The organism is Erysipelothrix urinaevulpis (assembly GCF_009828835.1).
GTDB lineage: Bacteria > Bacillota_I > Bacilli_A > Erysipelotrichales > Erysipelotrichaceae > Erysipelothrix > Erysipelothrix urinaevulpis.
Genome location: NZ_WTTB01000007.1, coordinates 78564 through 99151, shown reverse-complemented (window position 1 = coordinate 99151; position 20588 = coordinate 78564). Strand labels below are relative to the sequence as shown.

The window sequence follows — 20588 nt, the reverse complement described above, 5'->3', positions numbered from 1 at the left end:
TCAATCCAGTTGATACAAATTATATTATTAAAGCACAAAACTTTGCAGTGTGGGTAGAGAGTATGGAAGGAACCGACGCAGAAATACTCAAACATTCCAACACAGTTGTTTATGAAATTAAAAACAAACAAAAAGTAGAAGTAAATGACTTAGCTCAAGTTAAGTCAAGTGGTGATTATGCTAAGAAAGTAGTTGGCGATTACCCAATTGAAATTGGAATTAAAGGTCATGAAGAGACAGCTAAGATTATCGGAAAAGTAAGCAAGAATCCAGTTGTGATTATTGATGACTTCATCATTGAAGCTGAAAACTTCAACTTGAACCTTAAAGAATCAGCGTTGCATGACCACGCAATGTACCTTGAGCGATCAAATCCAGTCGTCATGGACCGAGAAACCTTCACAGTTGTCGACAAGAAAGTCGCAATTGGAACAGATAAGGTAGAATCAGTGATGAATGACAAAGGGTACGATGTTGGAATTTACATTGTTGATTACCAAGAAGATCAAGAACTTATAGTAAAAGCAACGGTAAGTAATTTAAACAAACCAGTACTAAACTTTGAATCTGTGACAAGTCTTGCAATTAACGATGCCTTTGATCCAATGGAAAATGTTAGCGCAAGTGATATTGAAGACGGTGATTTAAGTGATCAAATTACGATTGCTAAGAATACAGTCGATACAAGCAAACGAGGAGTGTACGCGGTTGAATACTCAGTCACTGATAGTGATGACAATACAGTTACAGGCAAACGAACTGTCTTAGTTGGTTACAACTATGAAGATGGTTATGCAGTGAATGCTAGATTTTACTCAATCAATAAAGACATTATGCACGGAACTGATTTAGAAATATTAAAAGAGTCGGGTGCAGAAGCGTGGTTCTTTGATATTGATGAATTAGGAAATGTTGTGAGTGTTACAAGCGCAAATGACAAACTAGTCGTTAAATCTAAAGGAAACTATGCGGATAAAGAAGTAGGGACTCATGAAATAACAATAGGAATTGAAGGTCATACTGCTCCTACTATTACAATTAATGTGTTAGTTACAGACAGTGATACAAAGCCTGGAAATGGTGATAGATATACAATTATATCTAGTGATTTCACTTTAACAATCAAAGAGGCTACAGAAAAAGACCATACCTTACTTATTGATAAAGGAAATGTAGTTGTTTACGATAGAGAAACAGGACTTGTTGTAGATGAAAGTGTTTCGGTTATCCAGGAAAATATTCAAGCAATTGAAGGAACAACAGGAACAGTTACATATCATGTCAATAATGATGAGAAAGCTATATCTGTTTCAAATGCTACAGTGGATAATTTAAGCAGACCCGAACTTGAGGTTGTTACACCGATTGATCATGAATTTGGGAAACCATTCGACTATCTTGAAGGTGTTAAAGCAAGCGATCTAGAAGACGATGCAAATGGAATTCCACTTGAAGTTACGTATGATAAGAATGCAATTGACGTTAATAAAGTCGGTATTCAAACAGTTGAATACTCAGTGACTGATAGTGACAATAACACGGTCAAAAAGACTCGTGTAGTAGTTGTTAATGATGGAAGATTTACAGTAGAAGAAGACGTAGTCTTATTAGCAAGGAACTTCGCAATTACATTGAATGAAGTTACTGGAACTGATGATGAAATTATTGCATTATCAAATGCAAAAGCAACCCGTATTATTACCAAAAAAGATGGAAGTGTAGAATTTGAAGACACTGAAATTATAGTCAAAGATTCGGGAAAATATCCTGACAAGATAGCTGGAGATCATACCATTATTCTTGGAACGAAAGACTCTACTGTTGAGAAACAAGTTATAGGTAAAGTTATCAATAAAGATGTCGTCGTTGTTGGTGATAAGTATATCATTACAGCAAATGACTTCTTGATTAATCAAAACAAGGCAGAATCGATCACCGATGAAGAGATTCTAAACTTATCGAATGCAGAGGTCCTTTACAGAGATTCCTTACTAGTTGATTCTCGTGGTGCAAAGGTTGACTCACATAACATAGAGGCAAAACCAAGTAAAGATAATCCGTATATGGTTACAATCAGCTCTGTATCGGATTACAAAGTAAAAGCTGATATTAAAGTTCATGTTGACAATAGAAATGCACCAAACTTAGATATAATAAGTCCAATTAGTGTAGAACTAAACTCTACATTTGATTACCTTGATGGAGTTAGTGCAACTGATGTTGAAGACGATGAATTAGGAATTGAATTGAAGGTAGAATATAGCGAAACATTGGATACATCTGTATCTGGTATCCAAGAAATTCCGTATTGGGTTACAGATAGTGATCATAACACTGTAAGAAAAACACGTGTAGTAATTGTAAATGACGGTAATTGGACAGTTGATAATGATTACATTTTATACGGTAGAAACTTCGCTGTTTCATCTAAAAAAATGCATGGTGACGAATTAGAAGTCTTACGTTTATCGAAAGCATATGCTTACAGAGTAATTGAGCATGATAATGGAAAAGTAGAAATAGATCCGGTCATGCCAACGGTAAGTAATTTAGGAACTTATGGTACCAAGATGGAAGGTATTCATGACATTAAATTAGGAATCAGTGGAAACAACAGTATTAGTAAGACAATCAAAGCAAAAGTCTATACTGATGATAATGTAGTTGTGGGTGATCAATACCTGATTACTTCAAATAACTTTGAAATAACTACAAATCAAGCGAAAGATGTTGATTCATTAGATCTAGTTTCCTTAGGAAATGCTAAAGTATTCACTCTTGATGGCTTTACAGAAGTTGAGAAAGATGCTTACGTTGTAGAACATAACATTAAGCCTGTATTGCAACAAAGAACAACTTATATGGTTGTATATGGAGCAAGAAGTGAAGAAAACTTGTTTGCGAATTCATTAGTAAGCGTTTATGATGATCAAGCACCGATATTAAATGTTACAACTCCAATTGTGGTAGATGTAAATGGTACCTTTGATTACATGAATGGTGTTGATGCAATTGATAAAGAAGATGGAAACATTACAAATAAAGTGACTCATCAAGGTGTTGTAGATACAAAAACACCAGGAATCTATCGTGTGAATTACCATGTTGTCGATTCTGATGGAAATGAAGCAACTGCAAGTAGAGTTGTTGTTGTAAACGATGGTTCTTATATCGTTAAAGATTCAGTCATATTTAAAGTTTCTGATTTTGAAATCAAAGCTAATTATGTTACTGGAACAGATACTGAAATAATAGAAAGATCAAACGCAAGTGCATATTCAGCAACTACGGGTGAGAAACTAAATGTTTCCGTAGCATTAAATGGTGGTTACACAAATAAAGCTGGTAAGTATTCAATAACTTTACAAGCAACGGGTATAGAAGGTAATCGTGAAACAGTGAATTTAACTGCAACTGTAACAGAGACACCTAAAGTACTTCCACCAACTGGATTATCAAATAACCTATACTTCTATGCTTTAATTACTTCTGCAATTGGAATATTCTTAGTTATTCTTGCAGAAAGAAAAGAGAGAGAAGAGGAATTATAAAATCCAGGTTATGATTCATTAAGATATTTAAAAGAGCCGTTTCTTGATAAAAGAAACGGCTTTTTGTTAGAATCCAGACAATGTATGATTAGAAAAAGTAATGCTATTAATGTAAAAATATATAGATCGGTATATCAACTTAAAATAAATATGTTAAAATAGCTAAGTTAAATATTAAGGAGTATACTAATGAGAATTGAATTGAAAGATATTACAAAAGAAAATTATCGAGAAGCAAGTTTTTTAACCACTAATGAAGATGGTCAAGTTACCTTACAAGAGGGATGCTTAATGTCCAATGTTTTTTCACTTGCAGAACTTAGTTTTATACCCAACACAAAGGCATTAGCGCTGTACCATGAAGAAGTAATGATTGGCTTTACATTTATCGGTGAAAAGGGTAACGGTGAGTTTTGGATCTTTAGATACATGTTAGATCATAAATATCATGGGCAAGGGTTTGGTCGTGTAGGATTTCAAAAAATACTGAATTATATCGATGAGAATTATTCGCCCAATGATATTTATATCAGTTTTTATGTTGGCAATGACCGTGCACAGTATTTATACGAATCATTTGGTTTTACATTTACAAATATTATCGAAAACAACGAGAAATATTATGTCGTTAATCGAAAAAAATCCTAGTTCAATAAAGAACCAGGATTTTTTTATTCTTGATAAGATTTAACGTTTTGTAAATAACGATAGACAGTCGGTTCAGAGATTTTAAGAACTCGAGAAGCTTCGGGAACAGCACCTTTTAACAAGAAAAAACCATTGTCAAATAATTTTTCGATTGCATCATACTTATCATCTTGTTTAAACTGATTAATAGAGATTCCTTTTTTTATCGCCAACTCCATGACAATATTATCAGCCATTTCCTCAACTGAACGAGAAACTGTTTCTTTAGAAGCTTTATTCCGTTCTTTATTATTTTGATAAGTCCCAAGTAAAAGCTCTAAAGCATCCACAGATTTTTCAATCTCTTCAAAGAGAGTAACATCAGTATTAACACAAATCATCCCAACAATTTCACCTTTATTTCGTAAGTATAACGATGCTGATTTGACTTTTTGATTGTTACGGTTAGAAATATCACGATAGTTTGTTGAAAAATCTTTATTATCATCGATCCCTTGTTGAATCATTCTTAAGACATAATCAGTTGCAGGATCCCCCACTTGACGTTTAGTTATGTGGTTATTTCGTATGGCTACGATTGAGGAATCCAGGTCTTTTAAGTTGTGTAATACGATCTCTGAGTTTTTACCTAAAACTTCAGCTAAAAAGTCTATAAAAGGAATATATTGTTGTAAATATTGAGTATGATTATCCATAAGGGTACAGCCTCCATCCATATAATATTAGTATATAAGAATCTACCCATTGAATCAAACAATGAAAGCGTATTCTTGTCACATAAAACTTTGTGAAAATAAATACGTATTATACTTACGCATGTGAACTTGTGCCCTTTTTGCAATTATTTTATCAAGAGTAAGACTTTGATAGAATTCTATCATAATTAATCCTAAAAACACCCTTTCATTTGGTAGACTTTAAGTGTAAAGGAGATGGCAGTATGAAAAAAGCATGGGAAGGTTTTAAATCCGGACAATGGGAAAATGAAATCAATGTTCGTGATTTTATACAAACAAACTACACACCTTATGAAGGTGATGACAGTTTCTTAGCAGGATTAAGCGAAAACGCAGATATCCTTTGGAAACGTAGTTTAGAGTTATTAAAAGAGGAATCAAAAGTTAGAGTTTTAGATATTGAAATGGACGCAATGTCTGGAATTGATAACTTTGAGCCAGGTTACATTGTAAAGGAAAACGAAGACATTGTTGGTCTTCAAACTGATGCGCCTTTAAAACGTATCATTAACCCTTATGGTGGTATTCGTTTAGTTGATAGTATTTTAGATACTTATGGACGTAAGATGGATGACAAAACAAGTCATTTCTTCCATAACTATACAAAAACACATAACCAAGGTGTCTTTGATGCCTATACGCCAGAAATCCGTAAATATCGTACAACTGGTTTATTAACTGGTTTACCTGATGCCTATGGTCGTGGTCGTATCATTGGTGATTATCGTCGTGTGGCTTTATATGGAATCGACTATCTCATTGAAGAGAAGAAAAAAGATTTAAATAATATTAAAAAAATCACAGCTGAAACAATCCAACAACGTGAAGAAGTGAATGAACAAATTCGCGCTTTAGCTGATATTAAATCAATGGCAGCTCGCTATGGTTTTGATATTAGTCAACCGGCAGTGAATGCAAAAGAAGCAATTCAATGGACATACTTTGCGTATCTTGCAGCAATTAAAGAAAATAACGGGGCAGCAATGAGCCTTGGACGTACATCAACATTCATTGATGTATATATTGAGAGAGACCTACAAAACGGTACGATTGATGAAATGACAGCTCAGTCATACATTGATCAATTTATTATGAAATTACGCTTAGCACGTCATTTAAGAACACCAGAATATGATGACTTGTTTGCAGGGGATCCAACTTGGGTTACTGAATCAATTGGTGGTATGGGTGAGGATGGCCGTTCATTGGTAACTAAATCATCATTCCGTTACCTTCATACATTAACAAACTTAGGACCTGCACCAGAGCCAAACATGACAATCCTTTGGTCAGATGACTTACCATTAGGTTTCAAAAAATATTGTGCAAAAATGTCAATCGAGACAGGTGCAATTCAATATGAAAATGATGATGTCATGAGACCAAACTTTGGCGATGATTATGGTATTGCTTGCTGTGTGTCAGCCATGAAGATTGGTAAACAAATGCAATACTTTGGAGCACGTACTAACTTAGCTAAAGCCTTGTTATACTCCATCAACGGTGGTGTTGATGAAATGCGTAACATTAAAGTTCTTGAAGATGTTGAAGCGATGAATGATGATGTCTTAGATTATGATAAAGTTATGGCTTCATATGACAAAGTCCTTCAAGAAGTTGCGGAAGTCTATGTTGATACGATGAATATTATTCACTATATGCATGATAAATATGCTTATGAAAAGAGTCAAATGGCATTGCATGATACAGAAGTTGATCGTTTAATGGCATTCGGTGTTGCTGGATTATCAGTTGCTGCTGACTCCTTATCAGCTATTAAATATGCTAAAGTTAAACCAGTACGTAATGAAGAAGGATTAGCTGTTGATTTTGAAGTTGAGGGTGACTATCCTCAATATGGTAACGACGATGATCGTGTTGATGATATCGCTGTTGATCTTGTTGAACGTTTCTCACGTTACTTAAAATCACACGAAGTTATTCGTGATGCAAAACATACATTATCAATTCTAACCATTACATCAAACGTCGTTTATGGTAAGAAAACAGGTTCAACACCTGATGGACGTCATGCAGGAGAACCATTTGCACCAGGTGCAAACCCAATGCATGGACGTGACAAATCAGGAGCACTTGCTTCCTTAAACTCAGTTTCAAAAATTCCATATACAGATGTATGTGAGGATGGTGTATCAAATACATTCTCAATTGTACCTCAAGTATTAGGTAAAGATGAAGATGAGCGTATTACAAACTTAGTCGGTGTTATGGATGGATACTTCCGTCAAAAAGCTCACCACTTAAACGTAAACGTCTTAAATCGTGAACTTTTACAAGATGCGATGAAGAATCCTGAAAAATATCCACAATTAACAATCCGTGTTTCAGGGTATGCTGTTAACTTTAACCGTTTGTCAGAAGAACAACAGTTAGAAGTTATTAGCCGTACATTCCATGAAACTATCTAATCGACAACAAATCGGTTATGTTCGCAAGCTAGAGACAATGGGGATGGTTGATGGCCCAGGGATAAGAACAATTGCGTTCTTATCGGGCTGTCCACTCCGTTGTCTTTTCTGTCATAATCCAGACATGTGGAAGACAGATGAAAAAGATAAAACAACAGTTGATGAACTTGTGAACAAACTTAAGCGTTACAAACCATACTATGGTGAGACTGGTGGTGTTACTTTTTGTGGAGGTGAACCATTGAATCAACCTGACTTCTTATATGAAGCGATGAAAGCTTGTAAAGAAGAGGGCATTCATACAGTTCTCGATACATCAGGGTTTGGCCGACCTGATAAATTTGATGATATTTTATCAGTTACAGATTTAATCTTGTATGATATTAAAGGACTAGAAGATAAAAAATATCGTGATATGACAGGTGTTCCAATTGAAACAACACACATTTTTTTAGAAAAAGCACAAGAAAAAAATGTAACAATCTGGATACGAATTGTTATTGTACCAGGGTACCATGATAATTATGAGTATATGGATGATTTAGCAGAATACATTGCACCGTTAAATAATATTGAACGAATTGAATTATTGCCATACCATACCATGGGTGTCAATAAATATGATGATATTAATATGGAATATCCACTTGACGGTGTCCCAGCAATGAATCATGATATAACGATGGAAATGCAAGAATATTTGATCCAAGAAGTGGAAAAAATCCGCAATACAAATATTAACTAAAATATTTGTATAAAATAATTTAAAGTATTTGATAGAAAGCTATTACAAGTAAGTTTGTGATAGCTTTTTTTTATTTGAACAACATTTTAAACATAAGTAAATAAGAAATAGATATTGATATCAATTGTCAAAAATAGATAGAAAAAGGATATGTAATGCTATAAATGGAGGAAATAAGAAAAACATAATTTATAGTTAATACCAACTTGTTAGGAAGAGAAACATTTTAACAAATGCTAATTTTATCACATGTGAACAGCTATTCGTTACATGTCATCATTGTTATAATTGGTTTTTGTTAAAATTAAAGTGTCACAGTACAAAAGAAAGAGGATGAAATTATGAAAAAAAGAATTGTACGCGTGCTTAGCACATCTATTCTTACGATGGTGATGTTAATCTCGAGCATAGGAGTGAGCGCAAATACTCACCAAGATAATATTAAAATGACGAATGAAAATATAGTAAAAAATATAATTAACAAAAAAGAAACAAAAGTTTCTTTAGAAAAATCGTCTGAAATACAAGAGCTTGAAGTATCACTTGATTTTAAAGTAAATGAAAAAAGATGGGAAGAAGTTAAAGAGTTAGACTCTAAAATTGAAATAAAATTCCCTGAACATCTAAGAATAAATAAGAATGAAAAAATTAAATTTGAAAATACAGATGAAAATTTTAGTAAAGATACTTTACATAATTTAAATGATGATTTACTTCAGTTTAAAAATAATGGTTTTCAAATTGATCTAAGTGGTTTGAGTGAAAAGCCACACGATTTTAGAATTAAACTCGAATTTGTGATTGATGGTGACATAGATAAAATAATTAAAGAGGATCTTGAAGTTTATCCAGTAATGGAATCAATAAATCCATATCTAGTTGATATTGCTAAAAAAGCAGAGAAGGAAGATCAAAAAGAAAATGTGGATAAAATTGATGTTGAAGGTTCGACATCAATGAATAGTAACAACAATATGGATATAGAAAGTGTTGAATCCACAAAGATTCCTGTTTCTGGGGTTGTTGAATTGAAACTTAAAGGGCAACCTGACGCGAGTCTTAAGTATAAAAATAAATTGGTTAGTGATTCGTACCCAATTGACATGAAGTCATATGATGAATCATCTAATGATTATCAAATTAGTCTATATTCTGAAAACAGTAGTAGTTTAGACGTCGAATATGTGATTAAATTAGATCAAAAATCACTTGATAAAATTGATGATACTGCAATTAATGATATCTTTGATTTTGGTATTTTTGATAATGGAGAAAAAGTTCCTTTTGTCTATGATTATAAATTTCCAGAGATGATTCGATTCCATTATGCAACAGGTAATAGTATTTTAGCAAGTTCAAAATTTGAGGACTATAGTTTAAGTTCGTTTGAACGAGTTAATCCAGAGGGAAACGATGGTTTATTCAAACTAAAAATTGAAGAGACAATCCTGGATACAGGTATCGAGGGTGAAGAAGTTCGTTTTATGTTCCAAGAGTATATTTCTACAAAACTAAATGAATTCATTAAAGAGCAAATAAAATTAAACAAGTCTTTAGATGAAATTAAAGAACTTCTTAAAGATGGTATAGTTATCGAAAATGACTCCTACTCAATGAATGATTATAGATACATACAGAATTCTAGAGATTCGATTAGTAAATTACAAGTTTATCCTCTCGAAATAAAAAATGTTTTAGATTCTGGTAAAGATGTTAAAAAAGAAATTCCTGTTCGTCCAATAGATGGTATAAGTCATGAATTGAATTCCGATGATTTCGTTGTGCTTGAAAACGGTTTTGAAGTTAGTTGGAATGGAACTGCAAACACAAGCAGACAAAATAAACTTTCTACATTAGACTTATCATTTGATGCCCCAACAATAGTGAAACAATCAGGAATTAAAAATTGGGAAATTATGACAGAGGTCATCATTGATTATTACGATGTTTTAAACGATGGTACATTAGTGTTGAATCAGACTTACGCGCAAACCATCGTGAACGAAGAAAATCTCAGTTCAACCGGTATTCAAAATTTAAAAATTGACTTACCAAATGATAACATAGCAATTAAGTACAAAGTTGTTCAAAAATATAGTAATAACTTATTAAACTTAGAGATTGAAGGAAAACAAACTGCAAGATTAACCTCAAAGCTAAATTCTAATTTATACACGAAATCAATTGAAAACAGTAAAGAATTCCCAAAATCAATCCTAACAAATGGGATTAAAGGTGAAGAATCTAATCCTACAAGCTTGATTTGGAATGTAACGTTTAATAATAACAAATTAATCCGTAAAGAAAATGATGGATTTAATTTATATTTTGATAAAGATGAATTGAACATTTATAGATATGGAGGATCGGGAGACAAATATAGTAGGCTACCAATCAGTTTTTCTGATTTAATTTTCGACAAAAAGATAACAATTGATGGCAAAGATGCATCGAAAGATAATCGTTTTACGATTGTATGGAATGCAGATAATACAATTGCACAAGTACGATTAAATGAAAATATTGATAAAGAAGTTAAATTCCAAATTAAGTACACATTTAATATTAAGGAATCTAAGGTATCAGGACAACCAATTATAGATCAGTTTAACTCCAGTACTCGATTAAAATTCGAAGGAATGCTCAATACTAAATCGTTTACGAATGGATTTGAAATAGAACCTCCAACAGAAACGAATGAAGATATCAGCAAAAAAACTGCAATTAATTATTTAGTACTATTAGATAAACGACCATTAATGATTGATTATAGAACTAAAGAAATAATTTGGGGTGTCGCAATCAATACAGTCACAGCAGAACGTATTGGTATGCAAGGATTGACATACTTTGATACCTTTGGTGAAGGAATGTCGTTTGAAGCAATGGATAAAGAAAACGATTTACTAATGTTTAAAATAGACTCATCAAAAGAACCGAAAACATCACATGCTGAATATATTAAATTTATTGGTGAGATAAAGAAAATACTTGACGATAAATCAAAATATCCGAATGAATTAGCAAAATTGATCATCGGAGAAGACGGATTGCTTAACCAATCTATAAATGAGGATGGAAAACAATATAAAGATATCGTAAGTTTTATACCACAAGAAAACATTGCTTATATATCAGGACAAGACTCAGTCCTAAATGAAGAGAAATATGTCGTTAGCTACCCTAAAAATTACCCAAATTATACTGAAAAACTTGCCGGTAAAGTTATAAACGGCGATGAGCCAGGAGGGGCAGTGGTTGCTTCACCTACTAAATCAGAAAAATACGGTTTAACAGATTTGAGACTTGATTTTATTGATTCAAATAAAGCGATTGGTACTGGAAGTTTCTATGATAACAATGCTTATTACATCATGTACAAAACAAGTATTAAAAGTGATAAACCAATGGAAAAAGTAACGAATAAAGGTGAAATTTCATTTGCTAATTGGATTGCTGGAGAAGGTAATACAATAAATTGGGGTGGAGGAGGAACTGAATCAGGTCAAGCACTTGAGGAAGTGGCGAAATACAATACGATTCCAAAGAAAGAAGGAAAAATTAAACGAATTATAGATAATGCTAGTGGACGTGAAAGATTAGCATTAAATTGGAATATTCGATTCAATTATGATGTAGATACAAGAAGAGTCGGAGATGTTCCGGTTGTTGTAGTAGATTCGATTAATAAAGAACTAAAGCACGAAGATTATAATTTAGATGACCAAGATTTATTAGACAAATATTCATTATACAATAATAGTTTAGTTGCAGAGGAAATTGATGAAGTCGTACTAACAAAATATACTGTCGATAAAGATGGTGTATTGAGCAAGGTTGATGGTGACGATGGAAAAATAATTGTGACTAAAAAAAGTGGAGAATTAGAAATTGTAGAAACTGATAAGATTATAGAGTACACAATTAAGAAAGATTTGGACCCTTCATATGTTTATGAATTTGAATTAAATCAGTTTATACAAAGCGAGGATGCTCAACAAGAAAACATTGAAAATAATGTGGAAAATGTGGAACTTACAGGTATATTCAAAAACGTTGTTTCTTATACACGCGGTTCACAAGCAGGACAAGTAAATCTTCCTGATCCAGGAATAGCAGAGAAAACAGTTCAACAGAAAAATGTGAATAGACTAAGTAAAGGTGGCGCCTATACTTCGTCTTCATCGGTAGGGTCCAGACAGCAAATTAATTGGACACTAGCACTGAATGAAGGCTACGAAAGCATGAGTGATTTAGAAATAAAAGATACTCTAATTAGTAAACATACTTTCAAGTATATTAAAGATCCAACTGGTTTAGAGAATACAGAAAATGGAAAACCTGAGCTAGACAATCTTTTAATTAGAGAAAAAATAAATGGTCAATGGCGAGCAATTTCAAAAGAAAAATATAGTTTGACTAATGCTGAAGGTGCAACCGACAAGCCACTTGATAATTGGAAAAATGGTAAGAGCGGATTCATCTTGAAGTTCAATGAAACAATGAATAATCCAATTGAAATCCGTTATTCTACATATGGTCAAGTTGTAGATAAGAAAGAGTTACCACTAAAAAATGAAGCAGAAATAATATATAAAACTGAAACAGATAAAATTAATAAAAACAGAGTCATTGCGGAGGCGGACTTTAAGATTAACTCAGAGTCGGGTGGATATGAAGATGAGTCTATTGATATTGGATTCACAATGAGATATGATGAAAATCAGAAAAATCTACCGTCAGACTTAGACAAAGGTAATATAATTAAAGATAATAATGTCGAAGAATCTATAATTGTTCTCTATCGCTATCAAGAAGGTCTTGTTTCAAATAATCACATCTACCGTGTAGGAAGTCCAGATTCAAATGGATACCTAGAATTTAAAGATGTTGAGCAAGGAAATTATATTATAAAACAATATGGAGTAGCTGAAGGATACTCTGTCCCTGATTCTTTAGGATATGTTGTAACTGGAAGAAATACGAATGAAGATAAATCTGTAGCTATAAATCAAAATCAATTAGCATCGGGAAATTTAGTTACAATTGATACTAGGGATAAAGCTAGAAACATATTTGGTTTTATTAAGCCAAAAGGAATTACAAAGAAAGATTTTGCGATTTACAATGAAACACCGAGGTTAAAAGTTGACACAATAGGAGCATTGCTCAATGAAAATGGTAATGCGAATAATGAAAGCTTGGAATCTATCAAGTTAATGGCAAATAAAAATTTACTGAAGACGGAATATACCAGTAATGAAGATGGTAATTTCGTAATAGGGACTATTAATAGAGGAGATCAACCAACAAGTTTCGGTACGTTTGACTTTACACAGCCAGATCAAGAGTTAAATGGTTACTTAAAAAATACAGAAACTCTTTCACATACATTAAAACAAAATAAAAATGGAACTGTTAATGCTACAACGATTTCAACAAAGTATTATAATTATAAAACGGATGTAAAATTAAGTGTTGTTGATCGTGAAACAGGGTCGAAAATTAATCAAAGTTCATACAAACTTGAAGTAAAAAATGGATCGGACTGGATTCCATATAAAGCAACAACATTAGGGTTTGAAGAACCTGATAAGTTTACAGTTACTGATGGAATCATTCGATTGTATAATCTTGATGTTGGCCATTATCGCCTAACTCAGTTATCAGTAGGAAGTGGCTATCTCTTAAATCCTGAACCGGTAGAATTTTTCGCTTATGGAAATGCGGAAGAAAATCATACAAACGAATTTGAAGGAAAACCTCCAGTGATGGATATTGAATTCAACAATATACGAGCAAAAGTTAAAGTTATTAATACATTAAATGAAGAAAACATTAGTGGATCTGAATTCCAAATTTTAGATAGTAAGGATCAGATTATTGATACCTTTACAATTACAGACGAAGTTGAAGGATATCAAACAAATCTCGCGCCAGGTACATACACTCTAAAAGAGATTAGTACGACAAATAATCGTCCGTTAAATCTGAATAAGGTGTCTTTCATAATAAATGATACTGAAAGTGTGTTTGAGAATGAGATTGAAAAGAATACTAGAACTATTGAATTTGAAAATCATTTAGGAAGTTTTGAGTTCGAAACATTTACGCATAACAAGAACAAATTTGAAATAGATAGTTTTACGTTAGCAAGAAATAATGAGACTATAAATAACAAGAAAAAAGACTTGCTTTCAGGAGATTATTCAATCAAAGATATAGGAATAGAAAATGATTGGATATTAATTACTCGTGCTCACGAATTTAAAATACCTGATTCTTATACAGATGAAAAGGAATTACATAGAGTAGTCGATGTTTTTGCTACTCAAGCAGACCTTTCTTTAAAGAACTTAGATGGTGACGTTAGCGAGAATACAACAAAACTCTTAGGAGCAAATTTTGAACTGATAGAAAAAAATTCAAATAAAGTATTTAAGAACGATAATGACAAATTCCAAAATATTGTTCCAGGAAATTATTCGCTATCACAAACAAAGGCACCAAGCAAATATGGTTTAAATACGGAATCAATAGATGATATTATTATTCCGAAAGAAGTAACCGTGAACGATGTAGATATTGATCTAAATAAAAAAACAGTTGAGTCGTATAAACCGAAAGATCAAACATTCTATAATTATCGAGGTAAAGTAGAACTCCAAAAAATTTCTGGTGAAACTCAAAAACCACTAAAAGACATTGAATTTGATTTATATTTTGAAGGAGTGAAACAAGAAGGATCATATGTAACCGATGACGACGGATTAATTCGTATTGATTTATTATCGCCGGGTAATTATTATTTTGAGGAAGTCAAAGGAGATGGTAGTCACATTGTGACTGCGAACAAAACACCATTTAGTATTGGTGAGCAAAACGCAGGAGCATATAACCTTCGCAATGTCGAAATTAGTAACCATTATGCAAATGTAATCTTTAAAAACACAAACCCAACTAATGAAATTGTATATACGGATGGTCAATTTACGCTCTTTACAAAAGAGAATAATTCATGGAAAGAGGTAGATGGTTTTATCAACTTCAAAGTTCAAGAAGATAGTGAAACATTTAGTGTTTTCGGTATTAAAGCTGGGGAGTACAAGTTAGTACAAACTAAGGCCCCAAAAGGCACAATTCAAAATGAGTTTGAATTCCTATTTGAAGTACCAAACTACACAAATCAAGAAATTGATGGGCGAGTAACATTAGAACTTGATAACTATATTAATTATCAAGGATCACTCGTTGCTAATTTAATCGATGGATACGGTATTTTTGAAAATGAAGTGAACACAATTTTAATGGATAATTCAGGAAATGAATTTACAGTAACACAGAATAAAGATAAGTTAAATGCAATTGAATTAGCTCCAGGTCGATATCAAATTGTTACAACTGAAGCAAATGGAGCAATTGTTGTAGATGATATTATTGAAATAGTAATCCCAAAAAAAGCAATGAATAATGATGGGATTGAAATTAGTAAGACAGTACGAATGACTTATGCAAAACAAAGAATTAAATTACAGGATGGAAGGACGAAAGAGACTTTAAACACAGGGGTTTACACCTTTGAAGGAGTTGATTATCGTGTGACCAAGGATGGTTATATAGAAATTGATAAATTATCGCCAGGCTTATATGAGTATCAACAAATTAAACCGGCTAATGGTTATGTGCTCAATTCTCTAAATAAAGGTAATGTTGAAGTTCAAGCAATGCTCCGTGATTTTTCAAAAGAGAATATTAATACGGATGACTATCCTTATGTAGTTCTCGACAATATAGTAGAGAATAACTATACTTTAAACATCATAGTAAGCAAAACAAATAAAGAAAAACAGCCTTTAGAAGGAGTCGAGTTCGAATTAGGTTATGATGATGTTATTAAATCAGATAAAACTAATGATCAGGGACAAATCGTGTTTGATAAGTTAGGATCTGGAAAGTATCATTTAACAGAAACAAAAACAATTGAAGGATATCAAATTATCAACGATTCCATAGATATTATTATTGAGGATGTTTATGAAGGTCAGCCTGATGATATAACTATTTCTGTCACAAATGAAAAAATAATTAAGCCGATTGCTCCAATTCTCCCAAGTACTGGGATATCAAACCAGTCAATTTATATAGCATTAGGAATGATTGGTTTAGGAGGAATTATTGTTGTTTATGCAAAAAAGAAAAAAGAAAGTAAATAATTTAAAATTTCTCTTTTTAAAGAAATAATATTTAAGAATTGAATCCAAAAACTACCGCAATTTATTAATTTGTGGTAGTTTTTAATTCTTCAAGAAGGTAAAATGTACTAAAAGACACAAATAGAGAAAAATCAAACTAAATCCATATATTTTGTAACAAATTTAATGTCGTTTATGACGATGATGACACAAAATGTGCTCTATCGATTAGAATACATATGTACTTTAAGTCAGAAAGAGAGAGGACAATTATATGACAAGAAAGAAAGCAATGAAATTATTTAGTTCAATGATCCTAGGAGCGTTTATGTTTATAGGAGCAACAAGTATTAATGCGGAAGAACAAGTGCCAAAAGTAGAAACATCAACAGCAAATATTAAATTCGCAGTTGACACTGAAACAGTTGATCCAGTTAACCCGGTCGATCCTACTGATCCAACCGATCCAGGTGATATTGACAACGGTACAGGTGATGGTCCATTAGCGATTGTCGCTTACCCACAAGCAATGGATTTTGGTTCACAAAAAGTTGGTAAGGGAATTCAAACCTACGAAGCAGATTTGAAAAAACCAAATATTCAAATTCAAGACAAACGTGGTGCAGCATCTGATGGATGGAACTTGAGTGTAGGATTATCAGACTTTGAAAATAGTACAGCAACAGCTGATGGAAAATTAGTCAAAGGTAAAATCACATTCGATAACACTGAATTATTCCATGGTAATGAAACAGAAACACAACAACCATCAAATGTATCGAAAAAATTTGTTGTTGAATCTGGAAAAACAGTTCAATTTGCAAGTGCAGCAAAAGGTGAAGGTTTAGGTCACTGGGGATTCCACTGGTATGCACCAAATTACAAAACAAATGAAACAAACAGTAACGTCAAATTAGAAATGGATACAAACCAAGTTGTAGCAGGTTCATATACAGCAAACTTGGAATGGACATTAAGCGCCACTCCAAACCAATAAAAATAAGATTCGAAGAGCAATAAGCTCTTCGAACTTATATGTAATAAATGTGTAACCAATACAATGAAGTTAGAATAGAAAAATAAGGAGATATCATGAAAAAAACTATAAAATCATTATTAGTCATTGCGATATTGGCTATGCAAGTTACATCAATTAGTGCAGAAACACAACGTTACAGCGACTTTACAGTCAAACCATTATTTTCTGAGAATCAAATAGGATCAAGTGTTGATCAAAAAGGATATTTTGATTTACTACTTGCACCCAAACAAAAAGAAGTCTTAAAATTAGAAATTACCAATACAGGCTCATCGACGATGACGGTCGAATTAGGAGCTACGAATGGAATTACGAATGAAAATGGTGCCGCAGATTATACACAAGCAATAAAACCAAGTGAGTTCATCCCTTATACGATGGACAATATGATAACGATAAAAAACAATAACGTCACCATCGAACCAGGAAAGAAAGAAATTGTAGATGTTGAAGTGTTAATGCCAGAAGAAGAAATTGAAGGCGTTATCTTAGGTGGAATTACCATTATTGCTTCTGAAGAAAAAAAGAATAATGAAAACGGTAATAATGTAGGTGTTAGTTCAACTGTTAAATACCTAGTCGCAGTCCAAGCAAGAAATTCGATGGATGTTCCAACAGCCTTACTTGAATCAGATGATGCAGGGATAAAAGCTTACCAAGACATGCCAACATATTTTGTTGAAATTCATAATCGTATGGGTTTAAACATGACAAATGTTAAAATAGAAGGAGAAATAAAACAAAAGAAAGATGGTAAAGTCGTCGCCATTGTTAATGAAGAAAAACGAAGCATATTACCACACAGTACATTTGATGTTATCTTTTCTACAACCGAAGAAAATCAAAAAATTAAAGCACAGGATTATTCATACAATCTAACAATTTCAAATGAAGAAGATTCCTGGACATTCTCAAATGATTTTCTTGTCAAGGGAGAAGAGAGTAAAGAAGTGAACACAGTGGTTAAGAGTGATAATAAAATGATGCCAATCTATATTGGTGCAGGTCTTTTAGTCCTTGCTAATGTCATTGTAATTATTATCCTATTCAAAAGAAAAAATAAAAAAGAAGAACAAGAACAAGAACAAGAGTAAGAGTTAGGAGGAACGATGCTTATGAATAAGAAAATGTATGTTTGGATAAGCTCCTTTTTAAGCATCGTTTTAATCCTGGGAATTGTTGGGGTTAATGCTATTGACGATCAACAAATAAACGAAACAGAACAAACAACTACAGATAACGAAACTGTAGAACCAGAGTTAGAGCTTGAAGAAAGTTCAGTTGAAATGGAGACTGAAAGTCCTACGGTTGAAGAGAATCAAATTATTGAAGAAACAGAAGAAGATAAAATTACTTTATCCAATGCCTATTATCAAAAATTAATCGAAGAGGAAGGATCAGAGAGAATAACAATGAATGGACATTTAGGAAATGTTCCATTTACATACTACGTTAGTCAACAAGTTATTGTATTTAATAGTTCGGGTGTCTATAACCCAACCTTTCCAAATATTACTCAAACACTGTATCAAACAATCTATGGCCATGGTCAACCTTCAGATAATGGGCGATTAAAATACATTGAATTCCAAGGAACAATTAAAACAAGTGAGTATTTCCAAAACTTTTTTGCCTATTCTAATGCTACGATTGTTGGAATAGAAAATTTAGATGTAAGAAAATCAGAGCGCTTTAATCAATTGTTTTACAGATATAATGGAGACAGTGAATTAGAAGGTATAAATACATGGGATGTTTCTGGTGCAAGAATTGTTGATAAAATGTTTAGTTATGCAGGCCAAGAAGGTCAAACATTAAATCTAGCATGGGGTCCAGCTACAAAAAATTTAATTAGTGCTTATGCAATGTTTCAAGGATCAAATTATTCGAAGATAGATGGATTTGAAACATGGAATGTTTTAAATTTAGAAGATACCCGTGAGATGTTTTCATATATGAACTACATTGAATATTTAAATTTGACATGGGGATCGACTACAAAATTAATTGTTGGGTTGACAAAGATGTTCGCTTACACTCCTAAATTGAAAAAAATTGATGGAACTGAGACATGGGAGCTCGATACATTTAGTCACCAAAGTAATTATCCAAATGCAAATAATTTGTTTGAAGGTTCAGGATTAGTTGAGTTCAAAGTTCCTAAAAACTTTGGGATTAATCCAAGACAAGGATTTTTTAGAGATGCATTTTACGGTGCTGAAGAACTAGAGTTAATTGTTGTTCCAGAAGGAAATAATGATGATTTCTTGTATATGTCAGGTCTTCCTCAAGCACCTAGTAATGAAATTTATACAGGCTATTGGGTAAAAGAAGATGATGATTCAATCCAATGGACTTCAAATGATTTGATGAAAAATTATGGAGCACAAAGCAAAAAAGAAGGGGTATACTATCGAAGTAAAAAAATATCAAGTGTATCATTCTATACAAAACAAGAGTATGAGAGTTCATTTACGCTTTTGGGAGTGAGTGATGTTAAAACGGGAACGCCGATCAATCAATACCCAGATACGAATCAATTTAACGGAGCATTTTACGGCTGGTTTACGGACAAAGAATTGACTGTGTCGTTTGATGAAAACACGATTATTACAAAAGATCTAAGTTTATATGGTGGTATTGCAGATATTAGTCCCCGCTTACCTATCAATCCATATGATTTAGGTGACACTGAAAATATTGGTGAAACTACAGCAACTCAACAACAAGGTCTTCTTCAAATTGTCTCGGTTCCCGATACCTTGAAATTCCAAGAGACTAAGGTGGGCTCGGGATATCAAGTCATTGATAGTACCATTGAAAAACCAAGTCTGCAAATGTATAACCATCCTAGAAATAATGTTAACTGGACCTTGAGTCTTTCCATGGATAAATTTAAAACAGGAACACCAGGTATGGATGACTATCATGAAGCCAATGGAAAGATAAAGTTTAGTAATACGATGGTGGGAGGTAGAGATACCGATGGATCATTTATATTAGCAAACAATACGTTTGAAGTTTATTCAAACAATCAACCAGCAGAAATAGCAAGTGCTGACTATAATGAAGGAAAGGGACAATGGGTATTTAGCTGGTTTAAAAGAACAGGCAATAATAATTCTAAAATCCAGTTGGAGATGGATACCAATACCCTCATGCCATCTGAATATGAAACAAACTTAGAGTGGATTTTATCAAGTACGCCTAATTAAACGATCAAAAAGTCGAATTTTCGACTTTTTTT

At 32.7% G+C, this 20588-nt stretch carries 9 protein-coding genes; 8 read left to right on the top strand and 1 reads right to left on the bottom strand.

All coding sequences use genetic code 11. From position 1 onward, the window contains the following. Both GVV10_RS08475 and GVV10_RS08470 read left to right on the top strand, forming a co-directional pair. Positions 1–3551 (top strand): immunoglobulin-like domain-containing protein (locus GVV10_RS08475; protein ID WP_159521637.1); only part of this gene is annotated, 3551 nt, incomplete at its 5' end. A gap of 189 nt (positions 3552–3740) precedes the next feature. After that, positions 3741–4199 carry a GNAT family N-acetyltransferase gene (locus tag GVV10_RS08470; protein ID WP_159521635.1) on the top strand — a complete coding sequence of 153 codons (459 nt, stop codon included), beginning with the start codon at positions 3741–3743 and terminating at the stop codon, positions 4197–4199. A 23-nt stretch (positions 4200–4222) separates the two neighbouring features. Here GVV10_RS08470 and GVV10_RS08465 read toward each other — a convergent pair whose 3' ends face one another. Beyond that, complete coding sequence (locus GVV10_RS08465; RefSeq protein ID WP_159521633.1) at positions 4223–4894, bottom strand: helix-turn-helix transcriptional regulator; 672 nt, start codon at positions 4892–4894, stop codon at positions 4223–4225. A 245-nt stretch (positions 4895–5139) separates the two neighbouring features. Between GVV10_RS08465 and pflB the strand changes: the two genes are divergently transcribed. The 6 genes from pflB to GVV10_RS08435 all read left to right on the top strand — a co-directional run bounded on the left by pflB (position 5140) and on the right by GVV10_RS08435 (position 20556). After that, positions 5140–7365, top strand: coding sequence for a formate C-acetyltransferase (gene pflB, locus GVV10_RS08460; protein WP_159521631.1), 2226 nt, complete (start codon positions 5140–5142; stop codon positions 7363–7365). Then, a complete protein-coding gene (pflA, locus tag GVV10_RS08455) occupies positions 7352–8110 on the top strand; it encodes a pyruvate formate-lyase-activating protein (protein WP_159521629.1) in 759 nt (252 codons plus the stop codon). Before pflB ends, pflA begins: the two co-directional genes overlap by 14 nt. Positions 8111–8451: 341 nt before the next feature. Next, a complete protein-coding gene (locus GVV10_RS08450) occupies positions 8452–16323 on the top strand; it encodes a SpaA isopeptide-forming pilin-related protein (RefSeq protein WP_159521627.1) in 7872 nt (2623 codons plus the stop codon). A 253-nt stretch (positions 16324–16576) separates the two neighbouring features. After that, entirely contained in the window at positions 16577–17299 is a 723-nt protein-coding gene (locus GVV10_RS08445; RefSeq protein WP_159521625.1) for a WxL domain-containing protein, read from the top strand. A gap of 95 nt (positions 17300–17394) precedes the next feature. Continuing rightward, complete coding sequence (locus GVV10_RS08440) at positions 17395–18435, top strand: DUF916 domain-containing protein (RefSeq protein ID WP_159521623.1); 1041 nt, start codon at positions 17395–17397, stop codon at positions 18433–18435. 21 nt (positions 18436–18456) lie between these two features. After that, positions 18457–20556: a WxL domain-containing protein gene (locus GVV10_RS08435; RefSeq protein WP_159521621.1), complete on the top strand. Its 2100-nt coding sequence runs from the start codon at positions 18457–18459 to the stop codon at positions 20554–20556. Positions 20557–20588 lie beyond the last annotated feature (32 nt).

What these genes read in the sequence shown, in the direction of transcription:
- GVV10_RS08445 (WP_159521625.1), top strand. Translation starts at nt 16,577, where the DNA reads ATGACAAGAAAGAAAGCAATGAAATTATTTAGTTCAATGATCCTAGGA.
- GVV10_RS08435 (WP_159521621.1), top strand. Translation starts at nt 18,457, where the DNA reads ATGAATAAGAAAATGTATGTTTGGATAAGCTCCTTTTTAAGCATCGTT.
- pflB (WP_159521631.1), top strand. Translation starts at nt 5,140, where the DNA reads ATGAAAAAAGCATGGGAAGGTTTTAAATCCGGACAATGGGAAAATGAA.
- GVV10_RS08465 (WP_159521633.1), bottom strand. Translation starts at nt 4,894, where the DNA reads ATGGATAATCATACTCAATATTTACAACAATATATTCCTTTTATAGAC.
- GVV10_RS08470 (WP_159521635.1), top strand. Translation starts at nt 3,741, where the DNA reads ATGAGAATTGAATTGAAAGATATTACAAAAGAAAATTATCGAGAAGCA.
- pflA (WP_159521629.1), top strand. Translation starts at nt 7,352, where the DNA reads ATGAAACTATCTAATCGACAACAAATCGGTTATGTTCGCAAGCTAGAG.
- GVV10_RS08450 (WP_159521627.1), top strand. Translation starts at nt 8,452, where the DNA reads ATGAAAAAAAGAATTGTACGCGTGCTTAGCACATCTATTCTTACGATG.
- GVV10_RS08440 (WP_159521623.1), top strand. Translation starts at nt 17,395, where the DNA reads ATGAAAAAAACTATAAAATCATTATTAGTCATTGCGATATTGGCTATG.